Source organism: Bacillus sp. N5-665 (genome assembly GCF_022637375.2).
GTDB classification, from domain to species: Bacteria; Bacillota; Bacilli; order Bacillales; family Bacillaceae_G; genus Bacillus_A; species Bacillus_A wiedmannii.
In genome coordinates, this window is record NZ_CP093325.1 from 2089336 (window position 1) to 2108428 (window position 19093).

General features: G+C 33.8%; 25 protein-coding genes. 14 read left to right on the forward strand and 11 right to left on the reverse strand.

Going from position 1 to position 19093, the window contains the following annotated elements; genetic code table 11:
- The first annotated feature begins 26 nt into the window (after positions 1–26).
- The 3 genes from MNO09_RS13235 (at position 27) to MNO09_RS13245 (ending at position 1845) form a co-directional block, all read left to right on the forward strand.
- Entirely contained in the window at positions 27–1067 is a 1041-nt protein-coding gene (locus tag MNO09_RS13235) for an ROK family transcriptional regulator (protein ID WP_000003034.1), read from the forward strand.
- A 45-nt stretch (positions 1068–1112) separates the two neighbouring features.
- Positions 1113–1493: a VOC family protein gene (locus MNO09_RS13240; RefSeq protein ID WP_000687559.1), complete on the forward strand. Its 381-nt coding sequence runs from the start codon at positions 1113–1115 to the stop codon at positions 1491–1493.
- A 97-nt stretch (positions 1494–1590) separates the two neighbouring features.
- Positions 1591–1845 carry a YbeF family protein gene (locus tag MNO09_RS13245; RefSeq protein ID WP_001288566.1) on the forward strand — a complete coding sequence of 85 codons (255 nt, stop codon included), beginning with the start codon at positions 1591–1593 and terminating at the stop codon, positions 1843–1845.
- Positions 1846–1963: 118 nt separating this feature from the next.
- Here MNO09_RS13245 and MNO09_RS13250 read toward each other — a convergent pair whose 3' ends face one another.
- Positions 1964–2413, reverse strand: a complete 450-nt coding sequence (locus MNO09_RS13250; protein WP_070168973.1) for an NUDIX hydrolase — start codon at positions 2411–2413, stop codon at positions 1964–1966.
- 17 nt (positions 2414–2430) lie between these two features.
- Positions 2431–3270 (reverse strand): DUF2785 domain-containing protein, encoded by an 840-nt coding sequence (locus tag MNO09_RS13255; protein ID WP_000355448.1) that lies wholly within the window; start codon positions 3268–3270, stop codon positions 2431–2433.
- A 123-nt stretch (positions 3271–3393) separates the two neighbouring features.
- On the opposite strand from MNO09_RS13255, the gene MNO09_RS13260 reads away from it, so the two are divergent.
- Both MNO09_RS13260 and MNO09_RS13265 read left to right on the forward strand, forming a co-directional pair.
- Entirely contained in the window at positions 3394–4116 is a 723-nt protein-coding gene (locus MNO09_RS13260) for a GNAT family N-acetyltransferase (RefSeq protein ID WP_000988268.1), read from the forward strand.
- A gap of 168 nt (positions 4117–4284) precedes the next feature.
- Positions 4285–5307 (forward strand): tyrosine-protein phosphatase, encoded by a 1023-nt coding sequence (locus MNO09_RS13265; protein WP_000437816.1) that lies wholly within the window; start codon positions 4285–4287, stop codon positions 5305–5307.
- 38 nt (positions 5308–5345) lie between these two features.
- Here MNO09_RS13265 and MNO09_RS13270 read toward each other — a convergent pair whose 3' ends face one another.
- Positions 5346–5771, reverse strand: a complete 426-nt coding sequence (locus MNO09_RS13270; RefSeq protein WP_000464977.1) for a DUF1648 domain-containing protein — start codon at positions 5769–5771, stop codon at positions 5346–5348.
- 320 nt (positions 5772–6091) lie between these two features.
- Between MNO09_RS13270 and MNO09_RS13275 the strand changes: the two genes are divergently transcribed.
- Together MNO09_RS13275 and MNO09_RS13280 are read left to right on the forward strand one after the other, a co-directional pair.
- Positions 6092–6802 (forward strand): YjjG family noncanonical pyrimidine nucleotidase, encoded by a 711-nt coding sequence (locus MNO09_RS13275; RefSeq protein ID WP_088107068.1) that lies wholly within the window; start codon positions 6092–6094, stop codon positions 6800–6802.
- 113 nt (positions 6803–6915) lie between these two features.
- A complete protein-coding gene (locus MNO09_RS13280) occupies positions 6916–7878 on the forward strand; it encodes a tubby C-terminal domain-like protein (protein ID WP_000955117.1) in 963 nt (320 codons plus the stop codon).
- Positions 7879–7946: 68 nt separating this feature from the next.
- Here the strand turns inward: MNO09_RS13280 and MNO09_RS13285 are convergent, their stop codons facing one another.
- Positions 7947–8147, reverse strand: a complete 201-nt coding sequence (locus tag MNO09_RS13285) for a helix-turn-helix transcriptional regulator (protein WP_000874186.1) — start codon at positions 8145–8147, stop codon at positions 7947–7949.
- Entirely contained in the window at positions 8135–8494 is a 360-nt protein-coding gene (locus tag MNO09_RS13290; RefSeq protein WP_000859218.1) for a DUF2178 domain-containing protein, read from the reverse strand. The genes MNO09_RS13285 and MNO09_RS13290 overlap by 13 nt, the downstream gene beginning before the upstream one ends.
- Positions 8495–8673: 179 nt before the next feature.
- Here MNO09_RS13290 and MNO09_RS13295 point away from each other — a divergent pair, with 179 nt between their 5' ends.
- From MNO09_RS13295 to MNO09_RS13315, 5 genes are all read left to right on the forward strand, one after another.
- Positions 8674–8868: a hypothetical protein gene (locus tag MNO09_RS13295; protein ID WP_000958866.1), complete on the forward strand. Its 195-nt coding sequence runs from the start codon at positions 8674–8676 to the stop codon at positions 8866–8868.
- A gap of 89 nt (positions 8869–8957) precedes the next feature.
- Positions 8958–9683: an ABC transporter ATP-binding protein gene (locus tag MNO09_RS13300; protein ID WP_000570198.1), complete on the forward strand. Its 726-nt coding sequence runs from the start codon at positions 8958–8960 to the stop codon at positions 9681–9683.
- Complete coding sequence (locus MNO09_RS13305) at positions 9676–11334, forward strand: putative ABC transporter permease subunit (RefSeq protein ID WP_000036858.1); 1659 nt, start codon at positions 9676–9678, stop codon at positions 11332–11334. The genes MNO09_RS13300 and MNO09_RS13305 overlap by 8 nt, the downstream gene beginning before the upstream one ends.
- Positions 11335–11390: 56 nt before the next feature.
- Entirely contained in the window at positions 11391–12149 is a 759-nt protein-coding gene (locus tag MNO09_RS13310; protein ID WP_000716962.1) for an SDR family oxidoreductase, read from the forward strand.
- A gap of 337 nt (positions 12150–12486) precedes the next feature.
- Positions 12487–13197: a hypothetical protein gene (locus tag MNO09_RS13315; protein WP_000782562.1), complete on the forward strand. Its 711-nt coding sequence runs from the start codon at positions 12487–12489 to the stop codon at positions 13195–13197.
- Between the two features lie 50 nt (positions 13198–13247).
- On the opposite strand, the gene MNO09_RS13320 is transcribed toward MNO09_RS13315, so the two are convergent.
- Together MNO09_RS13320 and MNO09_RS13325 are read right to left on the reverse strand one after the other, a co-directional pair.
- On the reverse strand, positions 13248–14180 hold the full coding sequence (locus MNO09_RS13320; protein WP_088107069.1) for a hypothetical protein: 933 nt from the start codon (positions 14178–14180) through the stop codon (positions 13248–13250).
- Positions 14181–14255: 75 nt separating this feature from the next.
- Positions 14256–14729, reverse strand: coding sequence for a hypothetical protein (locus MNO09_RS13325; protein WP_001056338.1), 474 nt, complete (start codon positions 14727–14729; stop codon positions 14256–14258).
- Positions 14730–15000: 271 nt separating this feature from the next.
- Between MNO09_RS13325 and MNO09_RS13330 the strand changes: the two genes are divergently transcribed.
- On the forward strand, positions 15001–16071 hold the full coding sequence (locus MNO09_RS13330; RefSeq protein ID WP_080014148.1) for a pyruvate kinase: 1071 nt from the start codon (positions 15001–15003) through the stop codon (positions 16069–16071).
- A 144-nt stretch (positions 16072–16215) separates the two neighbouring features.
- Here MNO09_RS13330 and MNO09_RS13335 read toward each other — a convergent pair whose 3' ends face one another.
- Positions 16216–16497: a DUF1292 domain-containing protein gene (locus MNO09_RS13335; protein WP_002008111.1), complete on the reverse strand. Its 282-nt coding sequence runs from the start codon at positions 16495–16497 to the stop codon at positions 16216–16218.
- A 158-nt stretch (positions 16498–16655) separates the two neighbouring features.
- Entirely contained in the window at positions 16656–17336 is a 681-nt protein-coding gene (locus MNO09_RS13340) for an NAD(P)H-dependent oxidoreductase (protein WP_000185905.1), read from the reverse strand.
- Positions 17337–17465: 129 nt separating this feature from the next.
- On the opposite strand from MNO09_RS13340, the gene MNO09_RS13345 reads away from it, so the two are divergent.
- Complete coding sequence (locus MNO09_RS13345; protein ID WP_000340658.1) at positions 17466–17846, forward strand: winged helix-turn-helix transcriptional regulator; 381 nt, start codon at positions 17466–17468, stop codon at positions 17844–17846.
- Between the two features lie 59 nt (positions 17847–17905).
- On the opposite strand, the gene MNO09_RS13350 is transcribed toward MNO09_RS13345, so the two are convergent.
- Positions 17906–18505 carry a hypothetical protein gene (locus MNO09_RS13350; RefSeq protein ID WP_000473710.1) on the reverse strand — a complete coding sequence of 200 codons (600 nt, stop codon included), beginning with the start codon at positions 18503–18505 and terminating at the stop codon, positions 17906–17908.
- A 265-nt stretch (positions 18506–18770) separates the two neighbouring features.
- Positions 18771–19082, reverse strand: a complete 312-nt coding sequence (locus tag MNO09_RS13355) for a hypothetical protein (RefSeq protein ID WP_000860705.1) — start codon at positions 19080–19082, stop codon at positions 18771–18773.
- Positions 19083–19093 lie beyond the last annotated feature (11 nt).

Genomic DNA, 19093 nt, shown 5'->3' on the forward strand with positions numbered 1-19093 from the left:
GTATGTTGATTAAGGTGGTGAGCGATTTGAGTGAACAATTTGTTACTCAAAAATCGATTAAAGAGACGATCCTTCGCGGCATTCGTACGGCTCTTCTAGAGCAAGGAAGTGCGACGAAAGTTGAACTTAGTAATACATTAGAAATTAGTTTTCCAACGATAAGTAAATTTATAGAAAATATGAAACAAGATGGTGAAGTCACTTTAGTCGGTTTAGATGATTCAAGTGGCGGAAGAAGAGCGAAACGATATGCGTATAATCCGGAATATATGTTAGGATTAGCGATATTTTTAGAGAAAAATGAAACAAACTATACCATTTTTAACTGTTTAGGGGAAGTAAAAGAACAAGGAAGTACTTCAAGTGTATTAATTGATACTGGCGTAAATCTATTATCTAAACATATTGAAAGTCTTATAGCTACATTCCCGAAAATAAGCTCTATATCAATTGGTGTGCCTGGTTCGGTTGATAATGGTCGTATTTTTTATATACCTGGTTATGAAAAGTTCCAAAATTTTAATTTGAAAAGTCATTTGGAGAATCTGTTTTCTATACCTGTAGTAATAGAAAATGATATGAATGCCGCAGTCCTTGGCTATTATAAAAATACTGGAAATAATGATAAATCATCTCTTGTATATTTGTATTCAGGTCAAAACGGCCCAGGGGCGGGAATTATGATAAATGGAGATGTGGTACGAGGGAGTACCTTTTTCTCAGGGGAGATATCTTTCGTTCCACAGTATGATAATAAAAACTTCTTACAATCTTTGAGAAGTGAAGATGCAGTAAGAGATTCAAATAATCCAGAGCAATATAATATAGATGCTATTACTCGTTTAATAGCTACATGTATAGCTATTATTAACCCGCATGCCTTTATCTTTTGTGATGATGAAGTGAACCAATTTGTAATAGATCAAATTGTAAAAACTTGTCCGAAGTACATTCCAGCGGAACATATTCCGAAAATAACAGTGAGCGATTGGAAAGAAGATTATTTATATGGATTAAAAAGCCTTGGACTTGATCTGATGATTATAAGAGCAAGCAAAGAAAATTAAATATCAAATTGTTGGTTGAATCCTGTGAAAGAAAAGGTGTCGATTATGAAAATTGAACATGTAGCAATTTGGGTAAATGATTTAGAAGGTATGCGTGATTTCTATAAACAGTACTTCGGTGGTGAAGAAAATAGCTTATATCACAATCCGAAAAAGCAGTTTGAATCTTATTTTATAACTTTTGAAGGTGGAGCGCGTCTAGAACTTATGAGGCAAGTAGGGATAGACGGTAATACACAAACACAAACAATAGGATATGCGCATATTGCTTTTTCTGTAGGTAGTAAAGAAAAAGTGAATGAATTAACCAATACATTAAGTGAAGCAGGGTATGCTGTGTTAAATGGCCCACGTACTACAGGGGATGGTTACTATGAAAGTGTAGTAAGTGACCTTGAAGGAAACCAGATTGAGATAACAATCTAACATTATATTTATTAATAACTGATAAAAAATAAAACTTTGTTGTTCCCCCAAATGTTTACGAGAAACCTATTATTATTTCAGAAAGGGGGACATAACAGTGAGTGAATTCATTTTTATTTTCTGTATATATCCATTGCTTATTTGTATTTTTTCAATAGCTGGGACATATAAATTAGGTGCATTTTATGTGATGCCAATGGTAATATTTCTTATTTTTCTTATGTTAAATGTTACATTGTATGATCCATCATTTTTCTTTTGGGTGGGCATGTATACTATTTTTTCATTCATTACTTCTTATATAACACTCTTATTTGTAAGGGGATATACAGCTGTAGAAAGTGAACGTTAATATCATTTGGTTATTTTTGGGGGAATAGGGATTTACGGTGAACGATAACAACCTCATTTCGCGTTATCATGACGGGAAATGAGGTTGTTTTATTTCTATATACACTATGTAATGTTTTTTAATTGGAGTGCTGAAACTCCTTAATAATTCTATCAATAACAGGAGGAAGATTACTAGGTAACGCATCTAGCGGAAAGAAGCGTAGTTCTTTCGATTCTGTTTGGTCGCATACAAGTTCACCATTGAATTCGCCGCAAATATAAACAACGAGTACACCGTGTACTTGATCGCCGTTTGGATAGATTTGAAAGAAATCTGGTCCTGAGTATGTACGGAATAGTTCTGGATTTTTGATGAAAAGTCCAGTTTCCTCATATACTTCTCGCTTTAAAGCGTCTTCTAACGTTTCGTTATATTCTAAGGCTCCGCCAATAATACCCCAGCGGTTAAAATCTGTACGGAGCTGCAGTAATATTTCATTGTTCTCATTTAATATAATGGCGTGTGAACCTATTAAAATAAGTGGATGATTTCCTACTAAATTTCTCATGTCTTCAATATAACCCATGTTATTTCTCCTTGCTTTTAATAATAGTTAGGAAGTTCTTTTAACATTCTTTCTGTTTTACGTGCTGTATAGGCTAAGTTATAATCATCTTTCGTTCTGAAAAATAATGTGCGTAAAAAGGTTTTAATGTTGGCACATAATATACAATACTCATTAAGTGAAAGGCGTTTTCTAATTTGAGGAAGCCTTTTTATTTTTTTATAAATAATTGAAATTAACTCATCTTGCGGAAAATCATGATATAGCATCGATAGTAACGGTGTAACAATTCGTTCATCTTCATTATTATGAAATAGATCCGATGGGATAAAAATTTTATTTAATAAACAATGAATTAATTCTTCATACCACTCAAAGGTCGTATAGGAATTGTGAACAATTTCAGTAAAGGCATCTGATACGTGGGCAAGACAATGAGCCCATCCTTTATTTTCAATATAGCCTCGAAAATCCGTTTCTAAGTTTGTATATGAAATGAGTTTGTTTTTTATTTCTTCAATGTCCTCCTCTGTGAAAAAGTAGTGCGAGTTAGCGAATTGGAGTATTAGCGCAATTAATGAAACAGTGTAAGAACGTGTGAAAACCCCATCTGTATGTGGGGAGTAAATGTCATAATATAAATACTCATCACTTAAACAAGTTTGTAGAAGTAATTTCAGTTGATCATCCATAAGGAATTCATGATGAATGAAATGTGCAAAACATTTATATATAAGTTGGTAACGAACGTAACTATCAGTTGTTCCGATATACTGAAGCATATTGAGCGTTAACTCATTCAAATCTATATGTTGCAGTTGCGTATAGTCATTTTGTTGTATAAGCTCTAACTGTTGTTGCAATGCTGTAATATCCAATGGAGAACCTCCTCCGCACTTTAAAGATGCAATGTTTTCTAGTATTCTATATATTCAAGGACAATCCTGCTCATGCAAGGAGAACAAGTAGAAATTCTAGTATGATATAGATGAGGGAAGTATATGATGACTATAGAACAGTTAGAAAAACATTTTAAAATAAGAAGAAATGCTTCTTCTATAATAATAAAAGAAAATAATGCAGAGCCTTTTACAGAAGAGAAATTAAAGGAAATCATGCAATATTGCGTTGCTGAGGCTGAAAAAGAGGGAATAGAAAACTTGCATTTTGAAATTTCTTCAAAAAGCCCAAATTATGATGTGTATAAGAAATGTTTCGAAACGTATTCATTTGAATATGCTACTGAAAACATGATTGTGTTTAAGGATATATATGAAGTAGAAGATGTAGAAAGTGATATTAATTTTAAGCTTATTGAAGAAGTAGGAGAAGAAGCTTTTTATTCTCTTTGGAACGAGATGACAGAAGAACAAGTCACTTATGATCAATTTGTAAATATGATGCTACAAGAAATTGGTGAGCAATGGAAAGAACATTGTTTAACAGCGAGTATCGATGAAGAGCCGATAGGGATTGTAATCCCGCATATTGAAAAGGGGACGTTAGAAGAAGGAAAACTAATGTATTTCGCAGTTGCTCCAAATATGCGAAATAAAGGGTATGAAGCAGCATTCTTTACAGGGGCAATGTTTGTCTTAAAAGAAATAGGTGCATCTTATTATATTGGCGAGACAAATGTACAAAATGAGTGGATGAAGGATGTTTTTGGGAAGAATGGATGTCAGCTGCTTAGTTCCACTGAGCGATATGTGAGGAAGTTTTAGGAGTACTATCTTGAACTTATTTAGCGGGAATCCGTGTACAACTTATGAACAAGTAAAAGAACTTCTTGCCTATTTGTAAGATAAAAAGAAAAATGAGAACGACAAAATAGATATTCCTATAATACAATAGAGAAAGATTCGATTATATGAGAAAGCGTTGGTGAAAGAATGGAGCAGCAAAGAAATTGGTTACAAGCAACTGTAGAAAGAAATGAAGACAATACGTTACATATAAAATGGGAAAATAATATAGAAGAAGTTCGCATTTATTGGAGTACTTCACCAGATCATATTGAAGAAACGGGAGAATTACTTGCAACGGTAAATGGAGAATCATCATGTACACTTGTAAACCCGAGTGAAAATGAGCGTCCATATTTTAGACTAGTTGGAAGTAATGGACAAGCAGTGACAGTAGCTGAGCGTAGATTACCATTAAAAGGCGCGTTTAACTTCCGTGATATGGGAGGATATGAAACGACTGAAGGTCGTAAAGTAAAATGGGGCAAGTTGTACCGTTCTGAAGAATTAGCAGGACTAACAGAGTGGGATATAGACTATTTACAAAAGTCTGGCTTAAAGTTAATTTGTGACTACCGTACAGACTTTGAAGTGAAGCATAAGCCGAATCCAGAAATTACAGGTGCTCGTCAAGTATGCTTACCAGTTATGCAAGACTTGGCGAAAGACTTGAACATAAATGAATTTTTCCAAGTTGGTGACCTTTCTATGTTAGGGAAACCAGGCGAGTACCTTGTGAAAATGAATCAAGATTTCGTAAGTGGTAATGAAGCATTCGTGAGCTTCTTAAACTTAGCGCAAAACCCAGAAAACTTACCGTTAGTAAACCACTGTACAGCTGGAAAAGACCGTACTGGATTCGGATCAGCACTATTATTACTTTTACTAGGTGTACCGGAAAAAACAGTAATGGAAGACTATTTACTAAGTAACGGTTTCCGTGAAAAGTTAAATGAAAAAATGATGGCCTTTTTAGGTGCAAAACTTCAAAACGATGAAAGTAGAGCGATATTAGGTGCGATGTTTGAAGCGCGCGCTGAATATTTACAAGCTGCGATTGATGAAGTGAAAAAGCAATACGGTTCAGTTGAAGCGTATGCTGAAAAAGCACTTGGCTTTACGAAAGAGTCGTTAGAGGAAATGAAAGCATTATTGCTAGAAGATAAATAATGAGGAGGGAGGCTAATTGGATTAGCCTCCTGTTTCTATTATGAAATTTTTCGTTGCCTTATTATTCCTATTACAATTGGAATAACTGTACCAATTAACAATATCGGTAAAAATAATTTTCCAAAACCGCCGCTCCAATTTAAAGCGATTGAAATTGTTTCAAATTGGATGAAAGCAAAGATAAGTAAACAGACATTTTTTAATTGATTTAGCATTTTTCTACTATTCAAATAAAACTGCTTAGCATTTGATTCATTCAATCTTTGTGGGTAGTTATGAACTTCTGGAAACTTTTCTAAAGTTTGCATTAATAGGAGTATGAAAGCTCCTATTAATGGCAGAAGCAAAAGTTGCCACTTTGATCCCCAGCGATCTACATCCCCATATGCGTTATAATGTGCGGGTACTTCCTCGGGTAATCTTCCCCAAATAATAATCAAAAAAATGATTGATCCAAAGAACAATGAATATCCAATGATATCTCCAACCCATTCACTTTTTGTTTTTGGGATTTGTATTTTCGGTCTTCCCCATGAATTTACTATGTCTTTCCGCTCCTTTCTATTCCTGTATTACCTTTTTGAAAAATCGGATTCATTATCCGAATTATCTCAAATTTATAGTATTTTCACAATTAATTATTTTTGAATAACATGACCCGTGTACCTTAAACAACTTTAAGATTGCTGTATATCTAGGATTCGTAAAGGGAAAAAGTTCGACTTAAGAGAGAATTAATGAGAAAATACAAGTTGTAAATAACGTACTAGTTGAGGAGAGCATAATGAAATATAAAGTTATATTATTCGACGTAGATGATACATTATTAGATTTTCCTGAAACGGAAAGAAATGCTTTGCATAACGCGTTTCTACAGTTTGGTATGCCTACAGGGTATAATGATTATCTTGCAAGTTATAAAAAGATTAGTAATGGATTATGGAGAGATTTAGAAAATAAAATGATTACGCTAAGTGAATTAGCAGTAGATCGATTTAGACAATTATTTGCCGTTCATAATATAGAAGTAGATGCGCAGCAATTTAGTGATGTATACCTTGAAAACTTAGGAAAAGAAGTACATCTTATAGAAGGTGCAGTGCAATTATGTGAAAATTTACAAGATTGCAAGTTAGGTATTATTACGAATGGATATACGAAGGTGCAACAATCTAGAATCGGAAATTCGCCTTTATGTAATTTCTTTGATCATATTATTATTTCAGAAGAGGTTGGTCATCAAAAACCAGCACGTGAGATTTTTGATTATGCATTTGAGAAGTTTGGGATTACTGATAAATCAAGTGTATTAATCGTTGGAGATTCGCTAACTTCTGATATGAAAGGCGGAGAAGATTACGGCATTGATACGTGTTGGTATAATCCGAGTTTGAAAGAAAATATGACAGATGTTAAGCTGACTTATGAGGTGGAGAGTCTGCTACAAATTTTAGGAATTGTGGAAGTGGCGGAAGAAAAGGTAGTTTCATTTTAATCGTGTTGATATATTTTGAGTTACGGTAGATATATTGGAAAAATCGTCGATATAATTTGAGTTGCGTTCAATTTATAGGTACGATCGGTGTAATAACTAGAGGTGAGTGAAAGATGTTAACGTTTTTATTTGAGTTAGACAAGAGTATTCCGCAGAAGGATGAGCCACGGTATGCCGCTTATGCAAATGGCTTTATTGAAGGGGATTTAACAATTCGCGCGAGTGACAGCGTATTTTTTCAGAAGCCATGCATGAAGGTTGCAGAGCTTGGCATTTATTTAGGACAGTGGATGGAACAAGTGCAACATGGGCAGAAAGAACAATTGAATTATGAAACGAGTGACCGTGAGGAAGTAATTCTCGGATTCGTATATGAAGAGGAAGATCAGTGGAGAGTTTTTTCAAGTTGGCAACAATTTGAACTTCAAGAGCGTATATCAACTACAACATTAGTAGAGAGCGTTCAACACTATTTATATGAGCTAAATAAGGAACTGCGCGCGATAAAATATCCCGTTACGTTTGATCAGTACTTAAGAGGAGAGCGAATGATGCAGCTTTCTTACAAACGACTGTGTGATAGTAAAGCGGATACGACGTCGATAGAGGTTTACAATGAAAGCGAAAGAGTAGGCGCAGTACGGGGCTATTATAAAAATATGTTGATGAAAGTGCTAGACTTTATTCCGAAAGTCGGTAGTAATATCATTTATGAAATAAAGGATAGTAAGGACAACATTCGCGTCATTGCAAAGGATGTAAGTAGGCAGCGTCAAAGAAGGATTTTAGTAACGTACATCGATCATAATGATACAGAGCATGAAATACTTGTATGTGATGGAAAGTTATTAGATGCCAATTTCTTATTTACCTTTACATATAAGAGAGAAGAATATGTTGTTCACAAAACTTCAATTGGGCTTGGAAAGTTATTACGAAACGGTTATGTAATCGCAGATTGGAATATTCGTCTTGAGGAAGATATGTATTCTATCGAGATGGATGTATATGATGAAGATTATATAGAGGATCAATACTTACTGTTAGGCGTATTTCATGCTGTTTTGTATGGGTGATAAAAGAGAAGTACCGGTATTCTTCATGGGAAGGATGCCGGTATTTTTATGTAATTCTATGTCCTTAATTAATCCTCAAAAATAAAAATCTCATCAATTGTACTATGAAGTGCTTTCGCAATGTCGTGAGCAAGTTGTAAGGAAGGATTATATTTTCCTTTTTCGAGATGGCTAATTGTTTCACGGCGTACACTAACACTTTTCGCTAAATCTTCTTGTGTCATGTTCAATTTGGCGCGGTATTCTTTTATTCTCGTTATGAACGCCATGGCGCATCTTCCATTTCATCAACAGGTTTATCATAAAAGAACATAGAGAAGCCGAACGTAAGAATGAGTGTGCTGAAAATAAGAGCGATATCAATCTCTTGTAGTGTAGGGTTTGGAAATAACATTTCAATAAACATAATGATAGCGGTCGTTAGTAATGTAACGATAAAGGCATTGCGGCACGATTTATTGACGATTTGTTCAAACAGTTCATCGTGTTGAACTGTTCTATACGATGTGAAAAAGGAGAAGAAACAGAACATAGTAAATAATCCTTTTTCGTAAAAAAAGCCAAGGAAACCGAAGAAACCGAGAAATCCTAAATATTTTATCCAAGTTGTTTTCATGGTAGGTCCTCCTTGCAATGTTAGAAATAATTCACGTTATGTTATAAATATATCACATGTGGAAATGTAAAGTAATAATAGTTTTCCAATTCTTTTCATAATAATAGTAAAAAGAGGAAATATACTGCGAAATAAAGAGGATAATATTGTAAAATGGTTGTAAGGAGGGGGAGAAAGGAATGCTAACTTGGATCATGATCGTTGTATTACTTGTAGTGATTACTGTAGTGGCAACGGTGTTAATTGGGCGGAATGGTGATGCGAATTATAGTAAAGCGACAAAAGGGAATATTAAACGGCTGACGATGATCTATATTTTACTAGCTGTCGTTTTAATCGTTGGATTAGGCGTGTATATTTATTTTAAAGGTTAAAAAAACTGAAAAAATATAAAAATCTAAAAATAGAAGTATGCTATAATATTGATATAGTTATTTGGTAATTAAGGAAAGGATTGGATGGAATGATTGAAATTACGAATGTGTCAAAAAGTTATAATGGGTCTACCTATGCAGTAAAAGATTTAAGTTTATCTGTGCCTAGCGGAGAAATTTTTGGATTTTTAGGGCCAAATGGTGCGGGGAAATCAACGACAATTAAGATGATTACTGGTATTCATGGAGTGGACAAAGGGACGATTACGATTAACGGTAAAGATATTATGAAAAATCCGATGGAAGCGAAAAAGACGTTTGGTTATGTTCCAGATAGCCCAGATATGTTTTTGCGATTAAAGGGAATTGAATATTTAAACTTTATGGCAGATATGTATGAAGTGCCGAAAGAAGTACGACAAGAGCGAATCGAGTCTTTAGCGAAGAAATTTGATCTTTACAATGCGTTATCGGATCAAATTCAAAGTTACTCGCACGGTATGAGACAAAAAATCGTTATTATTGGTGTGCTCGTGCATGAGCCAGATGTATGGATTTTAGATGAACCGTTAACGGGGCTTGATCCGAAATCCGCATATATTTTAAAAGAAATGATGAGAGAACATGCGGATAAAGGAAAGATTGTATTTTTCTCTACACACGTATTAGAGGTGGCAGAAAAAATATGTGACCGCGTCGCGATTATTAATAAGGGAAAACTTCAGTTTAAAGGGAATTTAGGTGAAATGAGAGATCATTTTAAATCCAATGAATCACTTGAAAAAATGTTCTTGGAGATGACGGGCAATGAGTAAAATTTGGACGTTAACGAAAGTATTATTAAAATTAAATTATGCAGATTTTATAACAGATAAGAAGAAGCGATGGGCGTATGTATTTTCATTTGCAGCCATTTTATTTGTTGGCTTTTTAATATTTGGTTCGATGACGCACGGATTGTATGAAGGGATGAAACATTTAGGGCAAGACCCAGGAATGATTATCGCAATGGGACTTGCGATTGCGAGTATATGGGTATTTTTAATGAGTATAACGAACATTTTAACTGTATTTTACTATAGTAATGACATTGAAATGTTATTGCCGTTACCATTGAAGCCAGCGCAGATTATTTCGGCAAAGTTTTTAACGGTATTAATTACACAATACGTAATGAGTTCATTTATTTTATTACCAATCTTTATTACGTACGGGTTAAAAAGTAGTGCATTTATTACATATTACATATACATGATTTTTATTTACTTACTCTTCCCGATTGTGCCGTTAGTATTAGCTTCATTACTAATGACAGTTATTATGAGGTATACAAATATAGCGAAAAATAAAGATCGAGGCAATATATTTATTGGAATCGTAAGTATACTATTTATTGTAGGAATTAATGTGTTTTTACAGTGGAAAAATAAAAGTTCGTTTTCTGAAGATGCACTTACGAATTATCTTGCGAACAACGAATCTTCTCTTCTAGTACAAATGACAAATTATTTTCCAACTACATATTTTGGGGCAGTGGCATTAGTAGAAAATGCAAATTGGAAGGGTCCTTTATACGTAATCATCTTTGCACTTATTTCATTTGTATTTTTTGTGTTGTTTTATTACATTGCAGAGCGTACATATTTAAAAGGGGTTATTGGACTTTCAACGAGTACAGCAAAAAAAGAGGTCATTTCAGCAGAAGGCTTACAGAAATCAACGGTACAAAGTTCACATTTGAAAGCGTATGTGAAAAAAGAATTTAAAACGTTATTCCGTACACCACAATTTTTCTTAAATTGTATCGTACAAACTTTTGTTATGCCGATTATGTTATTCTTTGTTTTATTCGTGCAAGATGGGAATTTAAAGTGGATCACAGGGTATATTGATAATCCAAAATCAGCAGGACTTGCAATTGGCGTTGGTCTTTGTGCATCGTTATTTTTAATGGGAAGTAACGTCATCGCAACAACGTCATTTTCACGAGATGGAAGTTCATGGTTTGTGAATCGATATTTACCAGTAAAAGCTTCGGATATCTTTTTTGCGAAAGCAATCACTGCTTGGTTAATTAATGTAATTATTTTAGCGGTATTCGGTATTACGATGGCAGTTGTAGCAGGGATTTCTCCTGTGTTCATGTTACTGTGGTTTTTACTAAGTGCGAACGGGTTATTGTTAATTAATTTAATCGGTACACGTTGGGATGCACAAACTGCAGATATACATTGGGATACAGAGCAGAAATTATTTAAGAGCCGATATACAACTTTGTGGAATTTTTTAGCTAATATTTTTATAGCTTTAGTTATTGTTGCGGGAGTAAGTTTATTATACTTCTTCCTTCAAGTAGGACTATGGGTTATGTTTATCGTTTTATTTGTAATGTTTACGATTGTAAATTATATCTTCATTAAAATTTTAAAATTAGGTGCAGAACGCATATTGTCAAATATTGAATAAAAAGATAGATCCTCTGTATTCGTGCAGGGGATTTATCCATAGATGGAGGAGAAAAGGTGAAGAAAATAGCAATTGTAACAGGGGCAACTCGTCTGAATGGAATTGGTGCAGCTGTATGCAAGGTGCTTGCTCAAGAAGGGATAGACATTTTTTTCACGTACTGGTCTCAGTATGATAAAGCGATGCCGTGGGGAATGCATGACAAAGAACCCTTTTTGTTGAAAGAGGAGATTGAAAGTTTAGGTGTTCGCTGTGAAATGGCAGAAATCAATTTATCGCAGTCGTATTCACCAAATCGTTTGTTTTATATGGCCTCAGAACGTTTAGGTGATCCATCTATTTTAATTAATAATGCAGCGTATGCTGCTCATACGAGAATTGAAGAATTAAATGTAGAACAGTTAGATAAACATTATACAGTGAATGTTCGCGCTACTATGTTATTAAGTTCATTATTTATAAAACATTATGCACTGAAAACGAGTGGCAGTATTATTAATCTTACTTCAGGACAGTCATTAGGTCCGATGCCAGATGAATTAGCATACGCAGCAACGAAAGGAGCAATTGAAGCATTTACAAAATCAGTAGCACCAGTTGCGATGGAGAAGGGGATTACAGTGAATGCAGTTGATCCAGGGCCGACGAATACAGGATGGATTACAGAGGAGCTGAAGCATCATTTAGCATGGAAGTTCCCGCAAGGTAAAGTAGGAGAACCGTCAGATGCAGCGCGCTTAATTTCTTTTTTAGTAAGTGAAGAAGCAAAATGGATTACGGGGCAAGTCATTCATTCGAATGGTGGTTACTCATAAATATATTATGTTAACAATTGTTGAGAAACAAAAAATGAAAGAAAATTTTATTTTTTTGTATAAATAAAATGTCAAGAAAGATAAAAATTTGATAGGAGAGTATATCGTCATATGAAGATAGTAATTCTTCATGTGACAATATACTCTTTTTCTTTTACTACAGAGAAGAAAAATGAAGTAGAAGAAACTCGAATATTCAAATTGGTTTATCAGTTTTTGTACGTATTATTATGAAGATTACTGTCGGAAAGATGGTAATTCGTATGAAAAGGGATTTTTTAAGGGGAAATCGAATCGTAAAGGGGAGGATAAATAAAGTAAACATAGGGGGATTTATATGAAAATGAAAAAGGTCGCTATCGCATCGATAACAATTGGTACAATGCTTACTATGGCAGCTTGTAGTCCTTCAGCAGAGAAAGAGACAGAAAAGAAAGAACAAGTAACAGCGCAAAATGAAGGAGAAGCAAAAACGACAAGTGTAGATGAGACGTCAAAAACAACGAAAGATACTGAAAAAGATACAAATACTTCTTCAAATGAAAAAACAGATAAAGATGCAAAAAATACGAAAGAATCATCAGGAACAGAAAGTAACGGTAAAACGTCATCTCAAAATGAGAATGTGAAAACAAAAGAAAAAGAGACGACAGGAAAAACGAATGACGAAACGACTAGCGGAAAAACGACAGATCAAAGTACAAGTACAAACTCAAACGGAAAAACAACGAAAGATCCGAAGAAAAGCGTAGCTGTGAAAACAAATGTTAAAGAAGTTGCTGCATTAATTGAAAGCTTAGACAAGCAATTAGCTGCAAACCCTAAATTAGAAACAGTAAATAAACTTGGAAAACAAATTAATGAAAAGTGGGATGTGATTGAGAAAGAGTTAGAAGCATCTCACCCAGCTGAATATAAAACAATTGGACAAAGTATGTATCCGTTAATTGTAGGAGCAGAGAAAGAAAAGATAGATATTAATAAAATGAAGTCATTAACGACGAAAACGAAAAAAGATTTAAATCAGTTATTAACGAAACTTTCGTAGTTTCAAAAGCCTACTGTGGAAGTAGGCTTTTTTGTTTTTTTTGTAAAAGTCTATTTTTTTTCAATTACGATACGAAATGAACCGAATGCTTGTTGACTGACATAATCTTCTTCGCTAGTTTTATAAGGAAATGGAAAAGCGACGAGCTGAAAATTACTTTCCTGATCCACTGAAGGCAATGTAAAATTGAAAATTTGTCTCGTTTCAGGTGCGACCGCAGTATAAACGATTTTTTTATCATTAAATATTTCAACTTGTTCCCAATCTTTAAAGGCCACGATTGGGTAAGTCATTTCATCTTTTGTTTCATTACCGTTTGATAGAGTTAATTTTTTACCTTCCTTTTCAGAAAATACCGTTTGTAATTTTTCTTCATTGTTCGTAACAAATAAAGGTTCATAAAGATCGTCTTTTAAAATAGCATCTGGATTTATAAAGGTGAGTTTTATTTTTTTGCTTCCCTCCTGAGGGGGATTTATGGAGTATCGCATACTTAAAATCTCTTCTAATATAACCGCTTTATTTAAGTCATTATCTTTTAATTTATATTCAGGTTTTTTAATTATTAAAAAGGTTAATTCACTTGCATTAGGAGAAGTGTGTAAAGAGATTCTCGTAGTAATTGAACTATTTGGTTTCATATCAAAAGAATAGTGTGATACTTCATTAGCGGCTTCTTCTATTTTAAAAGGTTTTTGTTCGTAATCTTCTAGGACAATTAATCCATATTTTCGGTCTTCATCAACATTATGTATGAATGATAACGATACATTTATTTTATTATTCTCCATAGTAATTTCACTACCATTGTTAATATGTTGACCTTTAGTATTCTTCAATCCGTACGAAATAGTATTGGTTTGTTGCTCTCGCTTATTTTCTTTAGGAGATGTATGTGGTTGTATGATTGAAGTAGGGAACAAAACATAAATTATAATTAACGAAATAAGTATAACACTGATAATAATACACATTTGTTTCATAAATAGCACCTCAATATATTTAAAATAAAAGAGAAAAAAGATATGCAAGATGCATATCTTTTTTTCTCTTTCTTACTAGGAAGCTTTTGTTTCGTGATTCACATCATTATAACCATTAAATTTATAGGTATGATTACCAATAGCATAATCATCTCCATCATAAACACTTGTGTTGGTCGCTGTAGCACTTACATAAGTTGATTTTTTGGCACTATTACTTTTCGTATTCACTATTGAGCCATCGCCATTGAAAGTTCTTGCTTTTGCATAAATATAGTCTTCGGTCGTAGTTGGTTTCGATTTAGCAACTGCATATGGGTTACCGAAAAAGGGAGTATACACGCTAATGTTAGGGTCATTCTTAGGTGCAGCTGCAACAACCAAACTAGGAACATTAGATGTTTTTGCTGATTGAACTGTATCGTAGTTAACCAAAACGGGCTGCTTGTCTGCAGCACCCACCTCTGAAGCACTTGCGTAATTAGTAAAACCAAAACCTAAAACCGCTAACCCTAAAGTTGCCACCGCTAAAGATTTTTTCATATTCACTAATTTTCCCACCTTTTTTAAATTTTTGAGTTCGAACTCATTTCATACAATATATGAAAATTTTGAAACTCTCAATAACTTGTCCCATACTTAACTTACCTTTTACTTTTGATTCAACATTTCTTCATTTGTAAAAAATCGAATATCTCTTCTAATGCTTAGCCAGCAAGGGAAATAGGTTTAACTTTATGAAATTCGTGTAAATTTAAATCTAATCATTTCATGATCTCTGTTATTTTTAAGGTTATGTGGGAAACTTATCTAAAAAAGGATGGTGATAAAAATGACAATCGATAGAGTTTGTACAATTGGCCCAGCAAGTAATAATAAAGCAACGTTAGCGCAGTTAATAAATAATGGTATGAAAATAGTGCGGTTGAATTTATCACATGGCACGCATGAAAGTCATAAAGACATCATTCGTTTAGTCAAATCGTTAGACGATTCTATTAAAATTTTAGGGGATGTACAAGGTCCTAAAATAAGGTTAGGTGAAATAAAAGGAGAGCAAATTACACTTCAGGCGGGAGACTCTTTTATTTTACATACACAACCAGTTACAGGGAGCAATAGAGAAGCAAGTGTTGATTATGCAGGAATCGCGAATGACGTGAAAGTTGGAAGTAGAATTTTAATTAATGATGGCGAAGTTGAGTTAATCGTTGAAACAGTAAGTACGGACAAAATAGAAACAAAGGTCAAAACAGGTGGCAATATCTCATCTCATAAAGGGGTGAACTTACCAGGGGCAATCGTTAGTTTACCAGCTATTACAGAGAAAGATAAAAAGGATATCCAGTTTCTTTTAGAAGAGGATGTTGATTTTATCGCATGTTCTTTCGTAAGAAAACCTAGTCATATAAAAGAAATACGAGATTATATACAACAGTATAAAGAAACTTCCCCTAATGTAATTGCAAAAATAGAAACGATGGAAGCGATCGAGAATTTTCAAGATATATGTAAAGAAGCAGATGGAATTATGATTGCAAGGGGCGATTTAGGAGTAGAGTTGCCGTATCAATTTATTCCGCTCTTGCAGAAAATGATGATTCAGGAATGTAATCGAACGGATACATATGTTATTACAGCGACACAAATGCTTCAATCAATGGTAGATCATTCTATTCCAACAAGGGCTGAGGTGACTGATGTGTTTCAAGCTGTACTGGACGGAACGAACGCTGTTATGCTTTCTGCTGAAAGTGCATCAGGCGAGCATCCAATTGAAAGTGTAAAAACATTACGTCTCGTTTCTGAATTCGCTGAGCATGTGAAAAAAGACGGTCCTTTTGTGATGAAAGATGTATTGGAATTGCTGCATAAGTCTTTGGATGAGTGATAAAGTGAAACTTTAATCAGTTGGGGTTTTGTCCATCCCCCACTGATTATCAGCCCTCACCAATCGGGCTTTTACTGCTCGGAGAACAGCGGGATAAATAAAAAGAGGGCGGATATGCATCCACCCTCGTGTTTTTCATTCATATTATTCTTGCTCTTGCTCGTCCAAAATTTTATCAAAAGCAGCAGATACTTTATCAAACTCTTCATCATTTTCAATGTATGAAAACTCATTATCTTCTTCTACTTTTAAAAAGAAAATATCAATGTCTTCCTCAGATTCTGTTTGAATGTCTTCTACGAATGCAACTGCAATATATTCTGCGCCTTCGACATCCATCGCTCCAAGTACTTCTACTTCCTGATCCTCATTATTCTCATCACTGAGAGTAAACACTTCGCCAACTTCAATATCAGACATATCCATTCTCCTCCTGTTCGACTCTAAAAAATAGAGCGCTCAAACTGTATACATACTAACATATCTTTCCATGAAAAATCAATTTCATACATTGGAAAAGCAACTGATTCTTCAATAGAATAAGTATTTAGCTAGAAGGAGTTTTATTTGTGAGTGCTATATTACTAAATCCATTCAACAATTGTATCCATAGTCTGTCTTGTTTTATCACGCTTTGGCTCTTCTTTACGGTAACCAAAGGCAACCATAACAGATACTTCAAGATTATCATCTTTTATAATGCCTTCTTGACGAAGTAAAGAATCTACTTTCTCTTTATCAAATCCTTCTATTGGACAAGAATCAATGCCGATTTGAGCTGCGCTCGTCATCATATTACCTAAAGCAATATAAGATTGCTTAGATGCCCAATCGAATACAGCACGTTCGGATTGTAACAAGTTAAAATCTGATTCCTGGAACTTTTTGAAGAATTCATATCTAATTTTTTGAGTGTCTTCAGGTAATCCAATAATATCGTTCATCATATATTTAATATACTCTGCATCATAATGCATATCTTTAATGTTTCTTGAAAGAACAATGACAAAGTGACTAGCTGTTACAAGTTGCCCACCAGCGCCCCATGAATACGGTTGTAGTTTTTCTCTTATTTCTTTATTTTGTACGACAATAAATTTCCAAGGTTCATATCCAAAAGAAGAAGGAGATAATCTGCCTGTTTCTAAAATGAATTTAAAGTCTTCTTCTGAAATTTTGTGCATAGGATCGAACTCTTTACATGCATGTCTGAAATGAAAAGCCTCCATAATTTTTTCTTTTGTAATTTGTGTTGTATTTGTCATAAAAGTTCCTCTTTTCATTAATTTATTTTTGTAAGTAAATTATATTTTTAAAGTAACTTAGACACAAGTACGCACATTTATGTGTTATAGTATCAAAAAAGATACTATTGATAAGGGAAGGGATTTATTATGGATTGTTCAAATGAAAATAATATAAATTACCCATTTCTAAATAAATATTCTTGTCCAGTGGAAGCTATGGTTGAGGTTATTGGCGGAAAATGGAAAGGGGTTATTTTGTATCATTTATTAGATGGTACAAAGAGGTTTAATGAATTAAAAAGATTAAAACCTAATATCACACAAAGAATGTTAACACTGCAGCTGAGAGAACTTGAAGCAGATGGCATCATACATCGTGAAGTATACCGTGAAGTGCCTCCAAAAGTAGAATATTCATTAACTGAGCTTGGTGAATCACTACGTCCAATGATTCTATTAATGATGGAGTGGGCAACTAATAATATGGAGAAAGTTTTGGAGAGTAGAAATACGAAAAACAATAGTTAAGGGTTGTAGAAATAAAAGGTGTTTTCCATATGTGAAGACACCTTTTATTTCTATATTTTTTACTTTTTAACTTCAACTGCTGAAATTGCAAAGTCATTCAAGTTTACAGTTTTACCATACCAATCAGAGTGTTTGAAGACGATACCTTTACCATATCCTTCAGTTGAAGTACGATCCCATAGCGTTGTCGAATAGCTAGCAGTAGGGGATGCTGTACTTACAGAAGAAATTCTATTTTGCCAATTAGGAGGCAAATTTTTAAAACCGCTACTAAGAGAAAAATACTCGCCACCTTTATTTGCATGTTCATAGAAATCTGTACTATTAGGTCCGCTCCCTCCAACACCAAGGGGATTGATTGTATTATTCAACCTTTGTTTGTCTTTTTCAATAAAAGAATCTAAACTTTCTTTGTTCGAAAATCCATAAGATAACCAGTCTCCATTTTGATTTTGTTTCGGTAGAACTACAGTTATTTTTACGTCCTCCTTAGATGGAGCACCCAATTTGTTAAACAAATCTACAGTCTTTTCATCTACAGTTACATATTCAAAAGAGCTAATCGAATAATCCTTTTCGGTACTAGCTGATACTGACCCCATTCCGCCAGTTAATGCTGTAATGGCTACTGCTGCACCTACTATTAATTTTTTAAACATGAATTCATCTCCTTTAAACTTAGATTTTTTGCATAACTAAAATGTATGTTAATCGGAGTTCATTGTAAATATTTAGAATTTTATAAAAATAAAACAGAATATTCTTTTATTTGTCTGGAGTAAGAAATGCAAGTTTAAATAAAAAAGGATTTACTTAAAAAGTAAATCCTTTTTGGGTGTTAGTAATAAGCTTAGTTTGTGAGATGATTTTGTGATTTGCTAACCTAATTCAAAACTTTACTGATTAAAGTTTTATATTATCCAGCTATGAATCATACACTTCTTTTTTATTTGTGGAAGCAGCATCTAATAAAAGGAAAATGGCTGCTATAATATGTAGAACCATTTCTATATAAGGAAAGAAGGCAACTAGAGTAACGATAATACCGATATAATGAGGGTACGTATTCATGCCTGCTTTTTTAGCTAATAAAATAGTAGTGATATGTAAAGCAATCAATAGTAGCAAAGGTATCCCATATAGGTTAACAAGACTTGGAAATAAATAATAACAAGGACGTAATAAAATATGATAGATCCCTGTAGTCCACTTTAGTGCTTGTATGTAGGTTTTCAAAGTAAATCCTT

Excerpts from the sequence above, each read along its gene's own strand:
- MNO09_RS13260 (WP_000988268.1), top strand. The coding sequence starts at position 3,394 with ATGATGACTATAGAACAGTTAGAAAAACATTTTAAAATAAGAAGAAAT.
- MNO09_RS13265 (WP_000437816.1), top strand. The coding sequence starts at position 4,285 with ATGGAGCAGCAAAGAAATTGGTTACAAGCAACTGTAGAAAGAAATGAA.
- MNO09_RS13285 (WP_000874186.1), bottom strand. The coding sequence starts at position 8,147 with ATGGCGTTCATAACGAGAATAAAAGAATACCGCGCCAAATTGAACATG.
- MNO09_RS13320 (WP_088107069.1), bottom strand. The coding sequence starts at position 14,180 with ATGAAACAAATGTGTATTATTATCAGTGTTATACTTATTTCGTTAATT.
- MNO09_RS13335 (WP_002008111.1), bottom strand. The coding sequence starts at position 16,497 with ATGGATATGTCTGATATTGAAGTTGGCGAAGTGTTTACTCTCAGTGAT.
- MNO09_RS13330 (WP_080014148.1), top strand. The coding sequence starts at position 15,001 with ATGGTGATAAAAATGACAATCGATAGAGTTTGTACAATTGGCCCAGCA.
- MNO09_RS13305 (WP_000036858.1), top strand. The coding sequence starts at position 9,676 with ATGAGTAAAATTTGGACGTTAACGAAAGTATTATTAAAATTAAATTAT.
- MNO09_RS13295 (WP_000958866.1), top strand. The coding sequence starts at position 8,674 with ATGCTAACTTGGATCATGATCGTTGTATTACTTGTAGTGATTACTGTA.
- MNO09_RS13240 (WP_000687559.1), top strand. The coding sequence starts at position 1,113 with ATGAAAATTGAACATGTAGCAATTTGGGTAAATGATTTAGAAGGTATG.
- MNO09_RS13280 (WP_000955117.1), top strand. The coding sequence starts at position 6,916 with ATGTTAACGTTTTTATTTGAGTTAGACAAGAGTATTCCGCAGAAGGAT.
- MNO09_RS13350 (WP_000473710.1), bottom strand. The coding sequence starts at position 18,505 with ATGTTTAAAAAATTAATAGTAGGTGCAGCAGTAGCCATTACAGCATTA.
- MNO09_RS13290 (WP_000859218.1), bottom strand. The coding sequence starts at position 8,494 with ATGAAAACAACTTGGATAAAATATTTAGGATTTCTCGGTTTCTTCGGT.
- MNO09_RS13345 (WP_000340658.1), top strand. The coding sequence starts at position 17,466 with ATGGATTGTTCAAATGAAAATAATATAAATTACCCATTTCTAAATAAA.
- MNO09_RS13250 (WP_070168973.1), bottom strand. The coding sequence starts at position 2,413 with ATGGGTTATATTGAAGACATGAGAAATTTAGTAGGAAATCATCCACTT.
- MNO09_RS13340 (WP_000185905.1), bottom strand. The coding sequence starts at position 17,336 with ATGACAAATACAACACAAATTACAAAAGAAAAAATTATGGAGGCTTTT.
- MNO09_RS13275 (WP_088107068.1), top strand. The coding sequence starts at position 6,092 with ATGAAATATAAAGTTATATTATTCGACGTAGATGATACATTATTAGAT.
- MNO09_RS13300 (WP_000570198.1), top strand. The coding sequence starts at position 8,958 with ATGATTGAAATTACGAATGTGTCAAAAAGTTATAATGGGTCTACCTAT.
- MNO09_RS13315 (WP_000782562.1), top strand. The coding sequence starts at position 12,487 with ATGAAAATGAAAAAGGTCGCTATCGCATCGATAACAATTGGTACAATG.